We start from the raw sequence: 18,687 nt of genomic DNA, 5'->3' as shown, positions 1-18,687 counted from the left end.
ACATTCCTGTTGGACGCCAAGGCCCCCACCCACCAGCATTGATGACTAAGTCAGTGGACTTTGTCGACTGATCCCGTGCGCCCCGGAAGGAACCCCTCGTGACCACCCCAGTCTTCGACGCCCAGATCCCGGCGACAGCATCACCCAAGGTCGAGTTCATCAGCCTCTCGCACCTGAACCCGTCCACCGAGCTGAACCCGGTCAAGGTCCCCCACGGCATCGACCTGGACTACTTCAAGCGCTACGTGGCCACCCTGGAGGAGCAGGAGTTCGACTACACCCTGCTCCCCTACGGCTCGAACTCGGCCGACTCCTTCATCACCGCGGCGGCCGTCGGTACGCTCACCGAGCGGATCCGGCCGATCGTCGCGCTGCGCCCCAACACCACGTTCCCGCTGGTCGCGGCCCAGAAGCTGGCCACCCTCGACCAGCTCACCCAGGGGCGTGCGGTCGTCCACCTGATCTCCGGCGGGTCCGACGACGAGCAGCACCGCCAGGGCGACTACGAGCCCAAGCCGCGGCGCTACGCCCGGACCGGCGAGTACATCGACCTGCTGCGCCGCGCCTGGACCGAGAAGGAGCCGTTCAGCCACGAGGGCGAGTTCTACCGGTTCGACGACTTCGGCCCCGGCTTCGCCACCTACTCCGGCGACCCGATCCCGATCTCCATCGGCGGGCAGTCGCAGGAGGCCTTCGACATCGGCGGCACCCAGGCCGACATCTTCTCCTTCTGGGGCGAGCCGCTGCCCGAGCTGCGCACGGAGATCGACCGGGTCAACGCGATCGCGGCGGCGGCCGGGCGGCCCGACCCGCGCATCTGGGTCACCTTCCGGCCGATCGTCGCCGCCACCGACGCGGAGGCCTGGGAGAAGGCCTACGACTACATCGGCAAGATCGGCGCGACCTACGAGAAGGCCGCCTACTTCACCCGCCGTCATCAGTCGAAGGCCACCAACATCGGCTCGGTACGCGCCCTCGAGTTCGCCGGCGCCTCCGAGCGCTACGACCGCGCACTGTGGACCCGCACCGCCGCCGCGACCGGCGGCCAGGGCGCCTCCACCGCGCTGGTCGGCAGCCCCGAGACCGTCGCCGCCGCGATCCTCGACTACGTCGACGCCGGCGCCGACCTGGTCTCCATCCGCGGCTACGACACGCTCGCCGACGCCACCGACTACGGCAAGCACGTCCTCCCGCTGGTGCGCCAGGAGATCGCCCACCGCGAGGCGACCGGGCGCCGCGGCAGCCTCCAGTCCGAGCACCTCGGCTACTACAGCGACGACTTCGTCGCCGCCGCGGACAGCGCTGCGGACAGGGCCGCGGCCCTCGAGAGCGCCGGCGCATGACCGCGACCGACGGCACCGGCAAGAGGACGTACGACCTCCCGGTCCCGGACCTCTCCGAGGCCGCGCTCGCGCAGGTCACCGCGGAGATCGCCGAGCACGCCGCCGACTACGACCGCTCCCGCGAGGTGCCGGCCAAGGGCCTCGAGGCCGCGTGGCGGGCGGGGCTGGTGACGGCGACGGTCGGCGAGCGGTACGGCGGAGCCGAGGTCGGCACCATCGACTCGCTGCGCATCGTCCAGGCCATCGGCGAGGGCGACCCGTCGGTGGCGCTGATCGTGGCCAACACGCTCTCCGCCCATGCCGCTCAGGCCGAGCTCGGTGGCTGGCACGACGCGCACTACGACGACCTGCTGGACCGCTCGACGAGGGAGCCGGCCTTCGTCAACGCCATCCGCGCCGAGCCCGAGCTGGGTGCCCCGGCCCGCGGCGGTATCCCGAAGACCACGATCACCCGCACCGAGAACGGCTGGCGCATCGACGGCCACAAGGCGTACGCCACCGGCGGGGCTGCCCTGACCTACCACAGCGTCTGGGTCACCGCCGACGAGCCGGACACCCCCTCGCACCGGCCGCGGGTCGGACATGTCACCGTCCCCGGCGACGCCGAGGGCATCACCTGGGTCGAGACCTGGGACCACCTGGGCCTGCGTGCCTCCAACACCCACGACGTCGTCTACGACGGGGTCGAGGTGCCGTACGAGGCGTTCCGGGAGATCCCGCGACAGCCGGACGGCTCCTACCGCGACCCGGCGGCGACCGCCGGCCCGGGCAGCTTCGCGCACCCCGCGCTCTACATCGGCGTCGCCCGCGCGGCGCGCTCGGCCTTCGCCGAGTTCGCCCGCACCCGGGTGCCCAGCGCCCTGGGGAGGCCGATCGCCGAGACCGAGCGGATCCAGGCGGTCGCCGGGGAGATCGACCTGCAGATCGCGAGCGCCGAGGCGCTGGCGTACGGGACCCTGCGCCGGCTCGAGGCCGGCGACGACTCGGTCCTCCCCCAGCTCTCGGTGATCAAGGTCGCGATCGCCCGGGCCGTCGTCACCGCGGCCCAGACCGCCGTCGCCGCGCTCGGCAACCCGGGTCTGAGCCGCAACAACCGTCTCGAACGCCACCTGCGCGACGCCCTCTGCATCCGGGTGCACCCGCCGCAGGAGGACTTCGCCCTCGTCCAGGCCGGCCGGCGCGTTCTCGGCGCGTGAGTCACCCACCCCCCGCACATCACCGAAGGAACCCCATGAAGATCGCTCGACCCGTCACCCGTCTCGGCACCTGGCGCCGCAAGGCGGCCCTCGCCGTCGCCGCGGCCACCGCAGCGGCCTCGCTGACCGCCTGCGGCAGCGCCTCGTCCGGAGCCTCGGGTGAGGGCCAGGTCACCTTCCTGCTCGACTCCCTCGGCAACTCCTGGGTGCCCAACACCTCCTCGATCTCCAGCTTCCAGGGCAACGTCTACAGCCAGATCTACGACAAGCTGGTCTACGTCGACGACCAGGGCAAGATCTCGCCCTGGATCGCCGAGAAGTGGGAGAACAACAAGGACTACACCTCCTTCACCCTGCACCTGAAGAAGGGCGTGACCTTCTCCAACGGCGACCCGCTCGACGCCGCCGCCGTGGTCGCCAACCTCGACTACTGGGCCAAGGGCCAGCCCGACCAGGGCATCGCCCCGATCAGCCTGTTCCCCAAGACGTACGCAGGGGCGAAGGCCGTCGACGAGACGACCGTCCAGGTGAGCTTCTCGGCGCCGACGCTCGGGTTCATCCCCACCCTCGGCTACGCCGCCAGCGCCCTGTTCGCGCCCAAGGCCATCGCCGGCACCGCCGAGGAGCAGGCCGAGCTCTCCACCAACTACGGCTCCGGGCCGTACGTCGTGAAGTCCTGGAAGGCCGACGACAACGTCGTCCTGGAGAAGCGCGACGACTACGAGTGGGGTCCCGAGGCGCTCGGCAACACCGGCCCCGCGAAGATCGAGCAGATCACCTACAAGGTCAGTCCGGACGCCGCCGTCCGCACCGCCGCGGTGCAGTCGGGCCAGGCGCAGGTCGCCTACAACCCGACGCCGCAGCAGATCTCCGACCTCAAGGGCCAGGGCTTCAGCGTGCACACGCCGGTCTATCTCGGCTTCGCCTTCGGTTGGGCGCTCAACACCAAGACCGCGGTGTTCAAGGACCTGAAGGTGCGCCAGGCGGTCCAGCACGGCATCGACCGCGACGAGATCATCGACACCGTCTACACCTCCGACTGGAAGCCGGCGAGCTCGTTCTTCAACGACACCGTGCCCGGCGTCTCCGACCAGTCCACGGAGTTCGGCTACGACCCCGACGCGGCCGCGAGGCTGCTGGCCGAGGCGGGCTACCGGAAGGGGTCCGACGGCGTCCTGGCCAAGGGCGGAAACCGGCTGGAGTTCACGCTCTACTCCAACCCCTACCTGCCGACCTCCAAGCAGGTCGACCAGCTGATCGCCACCCAGCTGGGCAAGCTCGGCTTCAAGGTGAGCGTGCAGACGTACGACGTGATCACCTACGGCGAGAAGATCACCGTCGGGGCGCCGAACGTGGCCGCCTACGAGGTCACCCGCTCGATCGGTGACGCCTCCACCGCGGCCAACGTGTTCACCGACGCCGACAGCGGGGAGAACTGGTTCGGCATCGGCGAGTCGGACACCACCATCAACAAGCTGCGCGACTCGATCCGGGCCGCGACCGATCCCGCCCAGCGTGACGCCGACCTGGCCGAGCTCCAGCGCCACGTGCTCGAGCAGGCCTACTACGTGCCGATCACCCAGATCGTGCAGCGGCCGCTGCTCGCCAGCCCCGACCTGAAGGGCGTCCGGACCGACAGCACGGCGTTCGCCAAGTTCGCCGCCGCCACCATCGAGTGACAGCCATGCGCAACTCCTACCCCGTCTTCGTGCTCCGGCGCATCGGGCAGGCGATCGTGGTCATCCTGCTGGCCTACATCGCCACCTTCCTGGTGATCAGCGTGCTGCCCGGCGACCCGGTCTCGGGCATGCTGAACAACCCGGAGAACGGGTTCTCGCCCGAGCAGGTCGACCAGATCGTCTCCTACTACAAGCTCGACCAGCCCGTGCTGGTGCAGCTGTGGGAGTCGCTGTCCCGCTTCCTCACCGGCGATCTCGGGGTCTCGCTGCGCACCAACCTGCCTGTCGCTCCGATGATCGGGCAGGTCGCCGCCTCGACGTTCTCGCTGGCCGGGGCAGCGCTCGGGCTCGCGCTCGTCCTGGCCTTCGCGGTCGGCTACGGTGCCCACGCGCTGCCCCGCTGGGCGGGCCGGGACCTGCTGCGGGCGTTCCCGTCGCTGTTCCTGTCGGTGCCCAACTACGTGGTCGGGCTGCTGGTGCTGATCTTCTTCTCCTTCCAGCTGCACCTGTTCTCGGTGATCGACTCCGAGACGCCCGTCGGCACCTTCTTCGCGGCGCTCACCCTCGCGATCCCGGTCTCGGCGCAGCTGGCCGAGGTGATCATCGCCAACCTCGACCACGAGTCCACCCAGGAGTACGCCACGGTGGCCCGCTCGCGCGGCCTGACCCAGGCGAGCCTTTTCGTGCGGCACCTGCTCAAGCCGGCCTCGCTTCCGGTGGTCACGGTCATCGCGCTCATCGTCGGCGAGCTGCTCGGCGGGGCGGTGCTGACCGAGCAGATCTTCGGCCGCAACGGGCTCGGCAGCCTCGTCCAGCAGTCGGTGACCACCCAGGACACCCCGGTGCTCCAGGCCGTGGTCTCGCTCTCTGCGGTCGTCTTCGTCGTGGTCAACCTGGTGGCCGATCTCGTCTACCCGCTCCTCGACCCACGCGTACGCCTCACCGAGACGCGCGCCCGGGCGACGGTCCCCGTCCCCGCCCCCGGCCGCGCCCCGGGCCCGTTCGCTCCCTCGGGACTCTCCACGCGGAAGGCAGGCTGAGGATGACCGTCGCAACACTCTCCAAGCCCTCGCTTGACGAGCCCCGCGCCGCCGGGCTGAGGCGGGTCCCGCCGACCGTCGCCGTCTCGCTGCTGTGGCTCGCGGTGATCGTCGCCTGGTCGTTGGCCCCGGGGCTGTTCACGAGCCATGACCCGGCCGCCGGCGTACCCACCGACAAGCTCCTCGGCCCCGGCGCCGCCCACTGGTTCGGCACCGACGACCTGGGCCGCGACCTCTTCGCCAGGGTCGTGCACGGCTCGGCCTCCTCGGTCAGCTCCGCGCTGATCTCGGTGGCCATCGGGGTCGTCGCGGGCAGCCTGATCGGGCTGCTCGCCGGGTTCCTGGAGGGCTGGGTCGACACCGTGCTCGCCCGGTTCGTCGACGTCCTGCTGGCGATCCCCGGCTTCCTCTTCGCCGTCGTCATCGTCTCCGCGCTCGGGTTCAGGACCGTCAATGCGGCGATCGCGACCGGAGTGGTCGCGGTGGCGGTCTTCGCGCGGGTGATGCGCGCGGAGGTGATCAAGGTGCGCCAGGCGACGTTCGTGGAGGCGTCCTACCTGCAAGGCGGCTCCCGCCTGCAGATCCTGCTCACCCACATCCTGCCCAACGCCTCGCGCTCGATCGTCCCGCTGGCGGTGCTGCAGTTCGGCGTCGCGATCCTGGTCATCGCCGGGCTCGCGTTCCTCGGCTACGGCGACCCGCCACCCGCCTCGGACTGGGGCCGTCTCGTCGCCGACGGCGAGAAGTTCCCGTTCGCCCCGTGGCTGATCTACGCCCCCGCCGCGGTCATCGTCGCCACGGTCCTCGCCCTCAACCGGATCAGCCGATGGCTGCGCCGGCCCGCCTGACCTCGGAGCACCCATGACGAACACTCCTCACCCACTCTCCGCCCCGCTGCTCGCCGCCGAGTCGCTCTCGGTCTCCTACGGACGTGCGCAGGTCGTGACCGACGTCAGCTTCGCGCTCTCCGCGGGTTCCAGCCTGGCCCTGATCGGCGAGTCCGGGTCCGGCAAGTCCACGATCGCCCGCTCGGTGCTGCGGCTGCTCCCTCGCGACCTGGGCCGCGCCAGCGGGTCGGTGCGCCTGTCCGGCCAGGAGATCCTCGACCTGCCCGAGCGGCGCTTCCGGCCGCTGCGCGGCCGCGAGCTCGGCTTCATCCCGCAGGACCCGACCAGCTCGCTCAACCAGGTGCGTACCGTCGGCTCGCAGGCGCTGGAGGCCACCCGGCTCCTCTCCGGCGAGCACAGCAGGGCGGAGCGGCGCGAGCTGGTGCTGGACACGTTCGCGCGGGTCGGTCTCGACGACCCGCGACGGGTCTTCGACTCCTATCCCCACCAGCTCTCCGGCGGCATGCTGCAGCGGGTGCTGATCGGGCTGACGATCATCCCCGAGCCCCAGCTGATCATCGCCGACGAACCCACCTCGGCGCTGGACGTGACGATCCAGAAGCGGATCCTCGACCTCCTCTCCGGGCTGCGTGAGGAGCGCGGCATCAGCCTGCTGCTGATCACCCACGACCTGGCCATCGCCGCCGACCGCACCGACGAGATCGTGGTCCTCAAGGACGGCACCGTCCAGGAGGCCGGACCCACTCGACAGGTCTTCGCGGCCCCGGCCTCCGACTACGCCCGCAAGCTGCACGGCGACGTACCCGCCCTCAACCCCGACCGCTACGCCGCCCTCCGCGACCGCGAGGTCCCGCCCGCCCCGAGGCCGAAGATCGAGTTCCGCGAGGTCGGCAAGACGTTCACCGTGGAGGGCAACGAGCTGCACGCCGTCTCGGAGGCCTCCTTCGCCGTCGCCCCGGGCACCACGCACGCGCTCGTCGGCGAGTCCGGCTCCGGCAAGACCACCGCCGTACGTCTCCTGCTCGGTCTCGAGCAGCCCACCACCGGCGAGGTGCTGGTCGACGGGGAGACCGTCAGCCACCGCACCCACGCGGACCTGCGCGGCGTACGCCGTCACCTCCAGCTCGTCTACCAGAACCCGTTCACCTCGCTCGACGCCACCTGGCGGATCCGGCACATCGTCCGCGAGCCGCTGGACCGCTACCGGGTCGGGACCAGGCGGGAGCGGGACGAGCGGGTCCGGGAGGCGCTGTCGGCGGTCGGGCTCGACGAGGGGCTGCTCGACCGGCGCCCCACCAACCTCTCCGGCGGGCAGCGGCAGCGCGTCGCGATCGCCCGATCCCTGGTGCTGCGGCCGGACGTGATCGTCCTCGACGAGCCGACCTCGGCGCTCGACGTCAGCGTCCAGGCCGACATCCTCGAGGTGCTCCTCGGTCTGCAGGCCGAGCTCGGGCTGACCTACGTCTTCGTCTCCCACGACCTGGCGATCGTGCGGCAGATCGCCCACACTGTCACCGTGATGAACCGCGGCCGGATCGTCGAGCAGGGCCCGGTCGACCGCGTCCTGTCGCACCCGTTCACCGACTACACCCGGGAGCTGGTCGCGGCGGTCCCCGGCCGGGAGCTCGCCGACCACGCCGACAGGATCGCCGAGCGCACCGCATGACGCTCTCCTCCAGCGCCCACTGGGGCACCTTCGAGGTCGAGCTCGGTCCGGGCGGGGAGCTCGTCGGGGCCCGGCCGCACGCCGACGACCCCGACGCCTCCCCCGCGATCGGCAACGTGGTGGCCGGCCACCGCCATCGCAGCCGGGTCCTCCGCCCGGCGGTCCGCCGCGGCTGGCTCGAGGGCGGCCCCGGGGCCAGCGAGCGGCGCGGCTCCCCCGAGGAGACGTACGTCCAGGTCGGCTGGGACACCGCGCTCGATCTGCTCGCGGGCGAGCTGCGCCGGGTCGTGGACGAGTTCGGGAACAGCGCGATCTTCGGCGGCTCCTACGGCTGGAGCAGTGCCGGACGCCTCCATCACGCCCAGGGGCAGCTGCACCGGTTCCTCAACCGGATCGGCGGCTACACCCGCTCGGTGAGCGACTACAGCCGCGGCGCCAGCCTGGTGCTGCTTCCGCACCTGATCGGGCAGCCCGCGACGGCCGAGCTCCGCTCGCGGCCGGTCTCGTGGTCGCAGATCGCCGAGCACACCGACCTGCTGGTGACCTTCGGCGGGCTGCGGCGCTCCAACACCTGGGTCGTCCCTGGAGGGCACGACCGGCACATCGGCACCGCGGCGGCGACGCGGGTCGGCGACACCACGCGGGTCGTCTCGCTGACCGCACAGCGCGACGACGCCTACGACGGCCTGGATGCCGAGTGGGTCGGGGTGATGCCGGGCACCGACACCGCGGTGATCCTGGCGCTGATCCATGTGCTCGTCGCCGACGGTCTGGCCGACGACGCGTTCCTCGGCACCTACACGGTCGGCGCCGAGCGGGTCCGCGCCGACGTCCTCGGCGAGTCCGACGGCATCGCGAAGACGCCCGAGTGGGCCGCGGCGATCTCCCGGACGTCGGCGGAGCGGATCCGGCGGCTGGCGCACGAGATGGCCGCGGGACGCACCCTCGTCAACGTCGCCTACGCCCTGCAGCGGGGCGAGCGCGGCGAGCAGCCGGTCTGGGCGGCGCTCACCCTAGCCGCGTTCCTGGGACAGATCGGTCTGCCGGGCGGCGGGTTCGCGCACGGCTACGGCTCCATGGGCGACTACGGGGTCGGCGTCGCTCCCGTGCCGCTGCCGACCTTCCCGCAGGGGACCAACCCGGTCGCCGACCTGATCCCGTGCGCCCGGATCGCCGACCTGCTGCTCCATCCCGGTGAGCCGTTCGCCTTCGACGGCCGGGTCCTGACCTACCCCGAGATCCGGCTCGCCTACTGGGCCGGCGGCAACCCGTTCCACCATCATCAGGACCTCGGTCGGCTGCGCACCGCCTTCGCCCGGCTGGACACCTTCGTCGTCCACGAGACGCACTGGACCCCGACCGCCCGGCACGCCGACATCGTCCTCCCGGTCGCCTCGGCCCTGGAGCGGTCGGACCTGGCCGCCGGGGCGGGCGACCGCCGACTGCGGACCATGCCGAAGGTCGCCGAGCCTGCCGGCGAGGCGCGCGAGGAGCTGTGGATCTACGGCGAGCTCGGCCGCCGCCTGGGCGCCGATGTCGACGAAGGGCTGACCTCCGGGCAGTGGTTGCGCCGGATCTACGAGGAGTGGCGCGAGCTGCCGACGACACCGGCCGACGCGCCGGCCTTCGACGAGTTCTGGGCCGCCGGCGGCGTCGAGCTGCCGCAGGATCCCTACCAGGACGCCGTGTTCTCGAGCTTCCGCCACAACCCGCGCAAGCACCCGCTCCGGACCCCCAGCGGCAAGATCGAGCTCTGGTCGGAGACGATCGACGGCTTCGGTCTCGACGACCTCGCCGGACACGCTCAGTGGCGCGAGCCCGACCAGTGGTGGGGGTCTGCGTCGGCGGTGACGTACGACCTGCATCTGCTGGCCAACCAGCCCTCCCACCGGCTGCACAGCCAGCTCGACATGGGCGAGGCCAGCCAGGCGACCAAGGTCGCCGGCCGCGAGCCGATCCGGCTCCACCCCGACGACGCCGCCGCGAGGGGCCTCGCCGACGGCGACCTGGCGCTCGTCCGCAGCGCCCAGGGCAGCCTGCTGGCCGGCGTACGCATCACCGACGCCCTGCTTCCCGGCGTCGCGCAGATGCACACCGGTGCCTGGTTCGACCCCAGCGCACCGGAGATCGCCGACTGCGTCAACGGCAACGTCAACGTGCTCACCCGCGACCTACCCACCTCGTCGCTGACCCAGTCCAACACCGGCGCCCACGTGCTGGTCTCGGTCACCCGCCACGACGGCCCGACACCCCCCGTACATGCCTATGAGCCGCCCACCTTCTCCTGAAAGACTTCACCTGTGAACGTACTCATCAGCGCCGACGAGCTCGCGGCCGAGCTCGCCTCCGACCGACCCCCGGTCCTCCTCGACGTACGCTGGCAGCTCGGCGGCCCGCCCGGACACGAGTCCTACCTCGAGGGCCACATCCCCGGCGCCGTCTACGTCGACCTCGACACCGAGCTGGCCCGCCACGGCAAGCCCACCGACGGACGCCACCCGCTGCCGGAGCTCGCCGACCTGCAGGCGGCCGCTCGCCGCTGGGGCATCTCCGAGGGTGACGCCGTCGTCGCCTACGACGCCGTCGGCAACACCTCGGCCGCCCGCGCCTGGTGGCTGCTGCGCTGGGCAGGCATCGCCGACGTACGTCTCCTCGACGGCGCGCTCGGCGCCTGGACCTCCGCGGGCCACCCGCTGACCACAGCCGACGTGGTGCCCGATCCCGGCACGGTGACGCTCACCCCCGGTCACCTGCCCGTGCTGCCGTTCGAGCACGTCGAGGCCTACCAAGGTGTTCTGCTCGACGCCCGCGCCGCCGAGCGCTACCGCGGCGAGGTCGAGCCGGTCGACCCGAAGGCCGGGCACATCCCCGGCGCGGTCTCGGCCCCTACCGGCGACAACCTCGCCGCCGACGGTCGCTTCCTGCCCGCCAAGGAGCTCCGGGCACGCTTCGACGCGCTCGGTGTCGAGGCCGGCTCCCCCGTGGCCGCCTACTGCGGCTCCGGCGTCACCGCCGCCCACGAGGTCGCCGCGCTGACGATCGCCGGCTACGACGCCGCGCTCTTCCCGGGCTCCTGGAGCCAGTGGAGCAACCACGACCTGCCGGTCGCGACCGGCTGATCCGCGCCTGACGCTTCGCGCTTGACCTCAAGTCGGCTTCATCTTCGAGCATGAAGGAACACCGACGAGAGAGGGAGCTGGGACCATGACGGAGCACAACGACCGACCCGCCGTCACCGTGATCGGGATCGGCAACATGGGATCGGCGGTCGCGCGGGCATATCTCGAGCGCGGCTACCGGACCACGGTCTGGAACCGGACGGCCGACAAGGCCGAGGCACTGGCCGACGCCGGCGCCGCGGTCGCGTCCACCGCGGCGAAGGCGGTGGCGGCCAGCCCGGTGACGGTGCTCAGCCTGCTGGACAACACCGCGGTCGAGGACGTCCTGCACTCCGTCGGCGCCGCCGCGGCTGGCCGCACCCTGGTCAGCCTCACCAGCGGCTCACCGGCACAGGCGCGGGCGAACGAGGCCTGGGCGGCCGAGCACGGGGCTGCGTACGTCGACGGGAAGGTCATGGGGGACCCGCCCGACGTCGGCACGTCCAGGATCTCGCTGGCCTTCAGCGGTGACCGCGCGGCGTTCGATGCCGTCGAGCCGATGCTCGCCGAGCTCGGCTCCCTCACCTATCACGGGCCCGACGCCGGGTTCGCGGCCGTCGAGTTCAACGCCCAGGTCGCGGTCGGCTACGAGTTCCTGATCGGATTCCTGCACACGCTCAGCCTGGTCGAGGCCGAGGGGATGGACCTGGAGGCGTTCACCGAACGGGTCGCGGCGTCCCTGAACGGCTACGCCGGTCTGCTGCGGATGATGACGGGCGCGATCAAGAGCGGGACGTACGGCCCCGACCTCGGCTCCCTCGACGTGCAGGCCGCGCTGATGGACGACCTGATCGGGCACCGGGAGTCGACCGGCGTCGAGGCGGTGCGGATGCGGGAGGTGAAGTCGCTGATGGACCGCCGGATCGCCCAGGGCCACGGCGGCCAGGGGTTCTCCAGCATGTTCGAGCTGCTGCGGCTACGAGCCTGACGCCTGGGCTTCCTGGGCCGCCACCTCGGCCTCGGAGCGCAGCACGCAGAACTGGTTGCCCTCGGGATCGGCGAAGATCACCCAGCCGGTCCCGGGACCATATTTGCCGCGGTGGTCGGCGACCTGTGTCGCCCCCAGGCCGAGGACGCGCTCGACCTCGTCGTCGCGGGTGCCGGTGCGCGGGCGCAGGTCGAGGTGGATGCGCTTGGCGGGCAGATCCTCGTCGGGCACCTCGATGAACAGCAACCGGTGGCCGGTTTCCGGGTCGAGGATCATGCACTCCTCGTGACCGGGGAGGTTCGGGTCGCCCTCCACGTCGACATAGCCGAGCAGTTCCTTCCACCACTCCGAGAGCGCGTACGCGTCGTGGCAGTCGATGGTCATGTGCGAGACGAAGAGGGCCATGCCCACATCGAAGCCCAGGTGTGCACCCGAGTCCACCGGTTTCGGTGCCTCAGACCGGCTCGGCGACCTTCTCGTCGATGAACTGCGGGAGCAGGTCGATGGCGATCGGTGCGGCCGCGTCGATCTTCTCCTGCGGCACGTCGCAGATCCGCAGGCAGGTCGCGGCGATGGCCCACGCCTCGCGGCACGGGATCTTGCGGTCCGGGTCCTCGGTGCGCATGTTGATCACGCCCTCGACCTGCTGGATGAGCAGGTCACCCAGCTGCTTGCGGCTGACCGTCGAGCGCACGGTCTTCGAGGCGACCTCGCTGGCCAGGTCCGCGTAGTGGGCGGCCAGCTCGGCGTGCTCGTTGCGGAACTCGTCGTAGACCTCGCACTTGGCCACATCGGGCAGCTGGTAGAGCATGCCGACGTTGTGCGGCACGTCGGCGAGGGTGCGTACGTCGACGAGGACCAGCAGGTAGAGCGCGGTCTCGTAGTCGAGCGGTGGCACGCGGTTGAGGATCTTCTCCACCTTGTCCGTGGTCGGACGGACCGACCGGCGGAGCAGCTCGCCGAGGATCTCGTCCTTCCCCGCGAAGTGGTAGTAGAGCGATGCCTGGCGGATGCCGACCATGTCGGCGATCTCGCGAGTAGACGTCGCCGCGAAACCCTGGGAGACGAACAGCCGCGATGCGGCATCCAGGATCTGGTCGCGCGGTGAGGTCGTACCTGAGTCGGGAACATGCCTAGGGCGGCCGGGCCGAGAACGCCTAGTTGTCATGTTGCCCATCTAACTCCCGTCCGGACTTTCAAGGAAGACTTGAAAGGACTTTATCCTCTACAAAATATGAGTCATAGGACCTATTGGGCATAGCTCGATCGGGCTATGCCCTCGATGTGCGTGTTTGCGTCCGTCAACACCCGGACGGCTACACCGGAAGCCCCCATGTACGGCTGAGCACCGGGTCGCGCCACTTGCATCTGCGCTGTCATCCGGCTGTTACCCGCCGTCACAGTGGCTAACGACGATGTGGGTGACAGGTCACGCATCTGTTGGACATTCGTGGGCTGTCTGTGGCGACCGCCACATGATCTCCGACTGATCCGCTCGACTTACTCGTGCTTAGATCCTCGACATGACCCGCCGGACCGCCCCCACCACCGTCCTTCTGGCCTTCGTCGCCTTCGTCGCTCTCGTCGCCCTCCTGGCCGGACCGACGGTCGGCCCGGCGTCCGGCGCGACGATGCCACCGAACCCGTACGCCGGTCCGGACGGCACCTGGAACATGCACGGCGACGCCGGAGCGTCCGACACGACGCCGTTCGCGGGGCCAGGAGCCGACCCCTCCCCCGCCCAGCCGGTGCCCTTGCCGGCGGTGTGCCCGACGATCCTCAGCGGCGCCGACGGGATGGTGCAGGCGCTGTGCACCGAGTACCTCGACCGGGCGCCCAGCCTCTACCTCCTCGACCCGACCACCCTGCTCCCGGTCGCCCGGCGCCATCTCGCGGCCGGATCGCTGCTCGGCGGCGTCTACGCCTACGTCGACCACGAGGCGAGGCTCGTCACCGTCGACGGCTCCGGATCGCTGCTCTGGCTGGCGCACTCGAGGTCATGGCGCGGCTGGTCGATCGAGGTGGAGCGCGAGGTGCCGGTGACCCTGCCGGAGGGCGATGCGGTCACCACCGTCGGACCGGGCTACGACGCCAACGTCTGGTTCGCCACCGCCCAGGGCCGCGCCGGCTACGTCACGCCCGGCGGAGACGTCGTCACCACGATCCTCGGCGCCGGTGACGAGAAGGTCGCCAACTCCATCTCCAGCGCTCCGAGCGGGGTCGCGGTGACGACCGACCACGCGACGTACCTGCTCCGCGCCGATCGCGACTCCGACGCGGTCCGGACGATCTGGCGCCAGCCCTACGACCGCGGGGAGGCCCGCAAGCCGGGCCAGCTCAGCCACGGCAGCGGCTCGACGCCGACGTTCTTCGGGGAGCGTACGGGGGCCGAGCTCGTGGTGATCACCGACAACGCCTCCCCGCGCGAGAACCTCCTCGTCTACCGGGCGCGCGACGGTCGTGAGGTCTGCCGGCTCCCGATCCTCACCGAGGAGAGCAGCGGCACCGAGAACTCCCCCGTCGCCTGGGGAGGCTCGGTCTACATCGCCAGCACCTACGGCTATCCGTACCCCGCGCAGGCGACCGAGGACGCCGGCGAGTCCGTCCCGGCGACGGCCGACTTCACGGGCGGCATGGAGCGCATCGACGTCGACGAGAGGTCCGGCACCTGCGAGTCGGTCTGGCGCAACGAGGTGCCCTCCGCCGCGGTCCCCCGGCTCTCCCGCGAGGAGGACGTCCTCTACACCGTCACCCGTCGAGGTGTCGGCCCGACCTGGCGCCTGGCCCGGATCGACCCCGCCGACGGCCGAGTTCTCTCCGAGACGTTCCTCGGGCTCGGACCGCTGGCCAACACCCTGCAGATGGTCGGCACGATCCTTCCCGACGGCACCCTGCTCCAGGGCACGCTGGCGGGTCTGGTCGCCGTTCGACGCTGAGCGAGCCACATCCTGACCGGATGTTTCGCGATGCCCCCGGATGAGATCATCTGGCCCGGATCGCTGCGCGTTGGCTCCGTTCATGGGTACGCTCGCACGGGCGGCACGGCGGATCGTGTCCGCCCGCTGCACCATCTCCCCCACGACCGACAAGTGAAATCTCACGGTGCCTGGAGCACTCGTCTCGGGATCCCCCGCCACGGGTGCGCATCGCCAAGGGGGAAGAGCACATGGGCCAGAGCGACGCAGCCGTCCAGCGGGTGGGCGGCCACGCGAGACCGACACAGACACAGCCGCCGGCCGCAGCCGGCCGGACCGAGCCCGCGCTCGGCGGGGACGACGGGACCGGCGGCCCGGACGAACCGCTGGCGACCCGGCGGCGTGGCAGCCGCGGAGGCTTCGGGAGCATCCAGTCGAAGCTGCTGCTGATGTTGGTGCTGACCAGCGTGCTCTCCTCGATCGTGGTGGGCTACTTCGGCTACCGCAGCGGTACGCAGGCACTCGAGGACTCCACCCGCAGCCGCCTCCAGGACGTGCTCGACGAGCGCGCCTCCCGGGTCTCGGCGATGATCAACAACGTCTCCGGTGGTGTCATCCTCGACAGCCAGGGCGTCGGGCCGGAGTCGATGGCCGACTTCAGCGCGGCGTACGGCGAGCTCGCGCGCGGCACGGTCGACCCCGCCGACACGGCGGCGCTGACCCGCTACTACAACGGCTACTACGGACCGCACCTGCAGGAGAACGTCGGCGGCGAGATCAACGCCGAGGCCTTCATCCCGACGTCCCCGGCGCGGACCTACCTGCAGGCGCGCTACACCGTCAAGGCGACCACCGAGACCGACACCTCGCGTCCGGTCTCCGACGTCGACGACGCCGGCGACGGCTCGGCCTGGACAGCGGCCAACAAGAAGTGGAACCCCTACTGGCGGGCCGTACGCGACTCCCTCGGTCTCGATGACGTGATGATGATCGACACCGAGGGACGCATCGTCTACACCGCCGACAAGGGCTCCGACCTCGGCAGCGACGTCGACACCGGCGAGCTGCGCGACGGTGCGCTGGAGTCGCTGTGGCGGGAGGCGTTGCGGTCCAACAACCGCGACTACGTCGCGATCTCCGACTACGAGAGCTATCAGCCGGCGTTCGGCCGCCCGCGGATGTTCGTCGCCTCCCCGATCGGCACCGGCGGCGACGCCACCGGCGTGCTGGTCTACGAGATCTCCTCCAACGCGATCACCTCGCTCACCACGGGCTCCGGCACCGCCGAGAAGGTGACCGGCCTCGGCGAGACGGGCGAGTCCTACATCGTCGGCACCGACGGCCTGCTGCGCACCAACTCCCGCGAGCTGCTCGCCGATCCGAAGGCCTTCGCCGAGCGGATGCGCGACAACGGCACGAGCGAGGAGACCGTCGACGAGATGCTCCGGATGAAGCTCGCGGTCGGCCTCCTCTCCGCGGGACCGGACGTCTCCGAGGTGGCCAAGCAGGGCGACACCGGTGTCGGCGAGATGACCGACTATGCCGGTCACGAGGTGCTGGCGGCGTACGAGCCACTCGATGTGGAAGGGCTCGACTGGTCGCTGGTCGCGACCATCGAGACCGAGGAGGCGCTCGCTCCCGTGCAGGGGTTCGCCCGCAACGTACTCCTGGCGACGGCGGCGGTGATCCTGCTCGTCTGCGCCATCTCCATCCTCCTGGCGCGGGTCTTCACCCGGCCGGTGGGGCGGCTGATGAAGGGGGTCCGCGCGGTGGCCGGCGGTGACCTGGGTGCTCAGGTCGACGCCGGGTCGCGCGACGAGTTCGGCGACCTGGCGACGGCGTTCAACGACCTGAGCTCGAGCCTGGCGGCGAAGCAGGAGCTGGTCGACGCGCAGCAGGCCGAGAACTCCCGCATCCTGCGCTCGCTGATGCCGGAGGCGATCGCCGACCGCTACCAGGGCGGCGAGACGACGATCTCCACCGAGCACCAGAACGCCTCGGTCGTCTACACCGAGATCGACGGCTTCGACTCGTTCGCCGGCAAGCGGCCCGCCGAGGAGTCCCTCGCCATGCTCAAGGAGCTCTCCGCGGGCTTCGACGCGGCCGCCCACCGCGCCGGGATCGAGAAGGTCCGCAGCGTCGGCACCGGCTACATCGGCAGCAGCGGCCTCATCGTCCAGCGTGTCGACCACGTCCGCCGGGTCGCGGACTTCGCCGTCGACGTGGCTCGGATGGTCGAGCGGTTCAACGTCACCAACGGCGCCCAGCTGGTCCTGCGCGCCGGCGTCCACACCGGTGACGTACGCGGCGGCCTGGTCGGCCAGGGCGACATGGTCTACAACCTGTGGGGCGATGCGGTCGACCTGGCCTACCGGGTCCGCACCGTCGCCGGCGAGGCCGGGATCTACGTGACCGACGAGGTCAAGGAGCAGCTCGCGGCGGCGTACGACTTCGAGCAGGTCGGCACCATCGAGGACAGCCCGGTGTGGCGGGTGGTGCTGTCGTGACGCACATCATCGACATCGGCGGCACGCCCTGGTTCGGGTGGGCGATGGCGCTCATCGTCGGGCTCCCGATCGTGCTGCTGGTCCTCTCCGAGGTCCACCTGCACCTGGTGCGCCGGGGCAGCAGCCTGGCCGCACCGGTCAACCGGTTGCGGCTGTGGCTGCTGCCCGGCGCCGCGCTGCTCGTGCTCCTCACCCAGGTCGGCAACCTCTCGGCCGACAACAACGGCGTACGCATCGTGGCGACCGTCGTCGGCGTGCTGGCGGTGAGCATCGCCCTGGGTGCGCTCAACGCGCTGCTCTTCGGCAACGCCGTGCGCGGGAGCTGGCGCGAGCGGCTGCCCGGGATCTTCATCGACCTGGCCCGGCTCATCCTGGTCGTGGCCGGGGCCGCGTTCGTCGCCTCGATGGTGTGGGGCTTCGACGTCGGCGGGCTGTGGGCGACGCTCGGCGTCGGGTCGATCGTCATCGGTCTGGCGCTGCAGAACGCCATCGGCAGCGTGGTCTCCGGGCTGCTGCTGCTCTTCGAGCAGCCCTTCCGGCTCGGCGACACCCTCGACGTCGGCGGCGTCAGCGGCCGGGTCGTGGAGATGAACTGGCGCTCGACCCACCTCGACACCGGCAGCGGGGTCCAGATCATCCCCAACTCCTCGCTCGCCGCGGCCTCGTTCACCAACGACAGCCGTCCGACCCGCGCCCACGACCACATGCTCAGCCTGGCGTTCGGGCCGGTCGACCCGCCACATGAGGTCGTGGAGACCGTGACCACGACCGCGGCGGCCCTGCCGTTCCTGCGGCCGGGGGCCGCCGCGACGGTGCGCACCACCGGTGGCGGTGCCTACGACGTGACCCTTCCGCTGGCCACCGCCTCCGACGCCGGCGTGGCGAGCTCGACCCTGCGCACCCGGCTCTGGTACGCGGCCCGCCGAGCCGGCCTCACCCTCGACGGCGTCGCGGCCGAGCCTCGCCCGACGGCCGACGTGGAGGCGGCACTCCGGTCCGTCGCGACCACGCTCGAGCTCACCGAGGAGGAGATCGAGGCGCTGGCGCCGCAGTGCCGCCTGAGCACGTTCGGTGCCGGCGAGCACATCGTCCGCCCGGGGCGGGTGCCGACGGCGTACGGCTTCGTCGCCAGCGGCGTGGTCGAGGTGACCGCGCCGGCCGGATCCGCGGGCGGGTCGGGCGGTGCCGTCGTCGTGGCACGCCTCGACCGTGGCCAGGTCGTCACCGCGGACGCGCTCCTGCGCGAGAGCGGCACGCTGACCGCGACGGCGGTGACGCTGACCGATGTCCTGGAGCTGCCGCTCGCGGTCATCGACCAGCTCGTCGTCGCCAAGGCCGGTGTCGCCCGACGGCTCAGCGAGGTCGCTGAGACACGGCGCGCCGACGCCCTGGAGGGTCAGCACTAGG

At 71.2% G+C, this 18,687-nt stretch carries 14 protein-coding genes; 12 read left to right on the top strand and 2 right to left on the bottom strand.

Translation table 11 applies throughout. The features are described 5' to 3' along the window. The first annotated feature begins 98 nt into the window (after nucleotides 1–98). From ACWZJV_RS26100 to ACWZJV_RS26060, 9 genes are all read left to right on the top strand, one after another. Nucleotides 99–1,343, top strand: a complete 1,245-nt coding sequence (locus tag ACWZJV_RS26100) for an LLM class flavin-dependent oxidoreductase (protein ID WP_457179407.1) — start codon at nucleotides 99–101, stop codon at nucleotides 1,341–1,343. Next, entirely contained in the window at nucleotides 1,340–2,539 is a 1,200-nt protein-coding gene (locus ACWZJV_RS26095; RefSeq protein WP_457179406.1) for an acyl-CoA dehydrogenase family protein, read from the top strand. Before ACWZJV_RS26100 ends, ACWZJV_RS26095 begins: the two co-directional genes overlap by 4 nt. Before the next feature lie 35 nt (nucleotides 2,540–2,574). Further along, nucleotides 2,575–4,218 carry an ABC transporter substrate-binding protein gene (locus ACWZJV_RS26090; RefSeq protein ID WP_457179405.1) on the top strand — a complete coding sequence of 548 codons (1,644 nt, stop codon included), beginning with the start codon at nucleotides 2,575–2,577 and terminating at the stop codon, nucleotides 4,216–4,218. Nucleotides 4,219–4,223: 5 nt separating this feature from the next. Next, nucleotides 4,224–5,258 carry an ABC transporter permease gene (locus ACWZJV_RS26085; RefSeq protein WP_457179404.1) on the top strand — a complete coding sequence of 345 codons (1,035 nt, stop codon included), beginning with the start codon at nucleotides 4,224–4,226 and terminating at the stop codon, nucleotides 5,256–5,258. Nucleotides 5,259–5,260: 2 nt separating this feature from the next. After that, the gene (locus ACWZJV_RS26080; RefSeq protein WP_457179403.1) at nucleotides 5,261–6,106 is read left to right on the top strand and encodes an ABC transporter permease; all 846 of its coding nucleotides are present in this window, start codon (nucleotides 5,261–5,263) and stop codon (nucleotides 6,104–6,106) included. Between the two features lie 13 nt (nucleotides 6,107–6,119). Next, a complete protein-coding gene (locus tag ACWZJV_RS26075; RefSeq protein ID WP_457179402.1) occupies nucleotides 6,120–7,772 on the top strand; it encodes a dipeptide ABC transporter ATP-binding protein in 1,653 nt (550 codons plus the stop codon). After that, nucleotides 7,769–10,060: a molybdopterin-dependent oxidoreductase gene (locus ACWZJV_RS26070; protein WP_457179401.1), complete on the top strand. Its 2,292-nt coding sequence runs from the start codon at nucleotides 7,769–7,771 to the stop codon at nucleotides 10,058–10,060. The genes ACWZJV_RS26075 and ACWZJV_RS26070 overlap by 4 nt, the downstream gene beginning before the upstream one ends. A gap of 12 nt (nucleotides 10,061–10,072) precedes the next feature. Further along, nucleotides 10,073–10,891 carry a sulfurtransferase gene (locus tag ACWZJV_RS26065; RefSeq protein ID WP_457179400.1) on the top strand — a complete coding sequence of 273 codons (819 nt, stop codon included), beginning with the start codon at nucleotides 10,073–10,075 and terminating at the stop codon, nucleotides 10,889–10,891. An 85-nt stretch (nucleotides 10,892–10,976) separates the two neighbouring features. After that, nucleotides 10,977–11,858, top strand: coding sequence for an NAD(P)-dependent oxidoreductase (locus tag ACWZJV_RS26060; RefSeq protein WP_457179399.1), 882 nt, complete (start codon nucleotides 10,977–10,979; stop codon nucleotides 11,856–11,858). Here the strand turns inward: ACWZJV_RS26060 and ACWZJV_RS26055 are convergent. After that, nucleotides 11,847–12,263 (bottom strand): VOC family protein, encoded by a 417-nt coding sequence (locus ACWZJV_RS26055; RefSeq protein ID WP_457179398.1) that lies wholly within the window; start codon nucleotides 12,261–12,263, stop codon nucleotides 11,847–11,849. The two genes, ACWZJV_RS26060 and ACWZJV_RS26055, sit on opposite strands and share 12 nt — an antisense overlap. A 49-nt stretch (nucleotides 12,264–12,312) precedes the next feature. Beyond that, a complete protein-coding gene (locus ACWZJV_RS26050; RefSeq protein WP_231380300.1) occupies nucleotides 12,313–13,026 on the bottom strand; it encodes a TetR/AcrR family transcriptional regulator in 714 nt (237 codons plus the stop codon). A gap of 355 nt (nucleotides 13,027–13,381) precedes the next feature. Here ACWZJV_RS26050 and ACWZJV_RS26045 point away from each other — a divergent pair, with 355 nt between their 5' ends. The 3 genes from ACWZJV_RS26045 to ACWZJV_RS26035 all read left to right on the top strand — a co-directional run bounded on the left by ACWZJV_RS26045 (nucleotide 13,382) and on the right by ACWZJV_RS26035 (nucleotide 18,686). Continuing rightward, entirely contained in the window at nucleotides 13,382–14,794 is a 1,413-nt protein-coding gene (locus tag ACWZJV_RS26045; protein ID WP_457179397.1) for a hypothetical protein, read from the top strand. A gap of 230 nt (nucleotides 14,795–15,024) precedes the next feature. After that, nucleotides 15,025–17,280: an adenylate/guanylate cyclase domain-containing protein gene (locus ACWZJV_RS26040; protein ID WP_457179396.1), complete on the top strand. Its 2,256-nt coding sequence runs from the start codon at nucleotides 15,025–15,027 to the stop codon at nucleotides 17,278–17,280. Then, a complete protein-coding gene (locus tag ACWZJV_RS26035) occupies nucleotides 17,277–18,686 on the top strand; it encodes a mechanosensitive ion channel family protein (RefSeq protein ID WP_457179395.1) in 1,410 nt (469 codons plus the stop codon). The genes ACWZJV_RS26040 and ACWZJV_RS26035 overlap by 4 nt, the downstream gene beginning before the upstream one ends. The last annotated feature ends 1 nt before the right edge of the window (nucleotide 18,687 follow it).

This window comes from Nocardioides sp. WG-D5, from assembly GCF_054031175.1.
The sequence above is the reverse complement of the archived record's forward strand: the minus strand, read 5'-3'. Positions and strand labels throughout refer to the sequence as shown.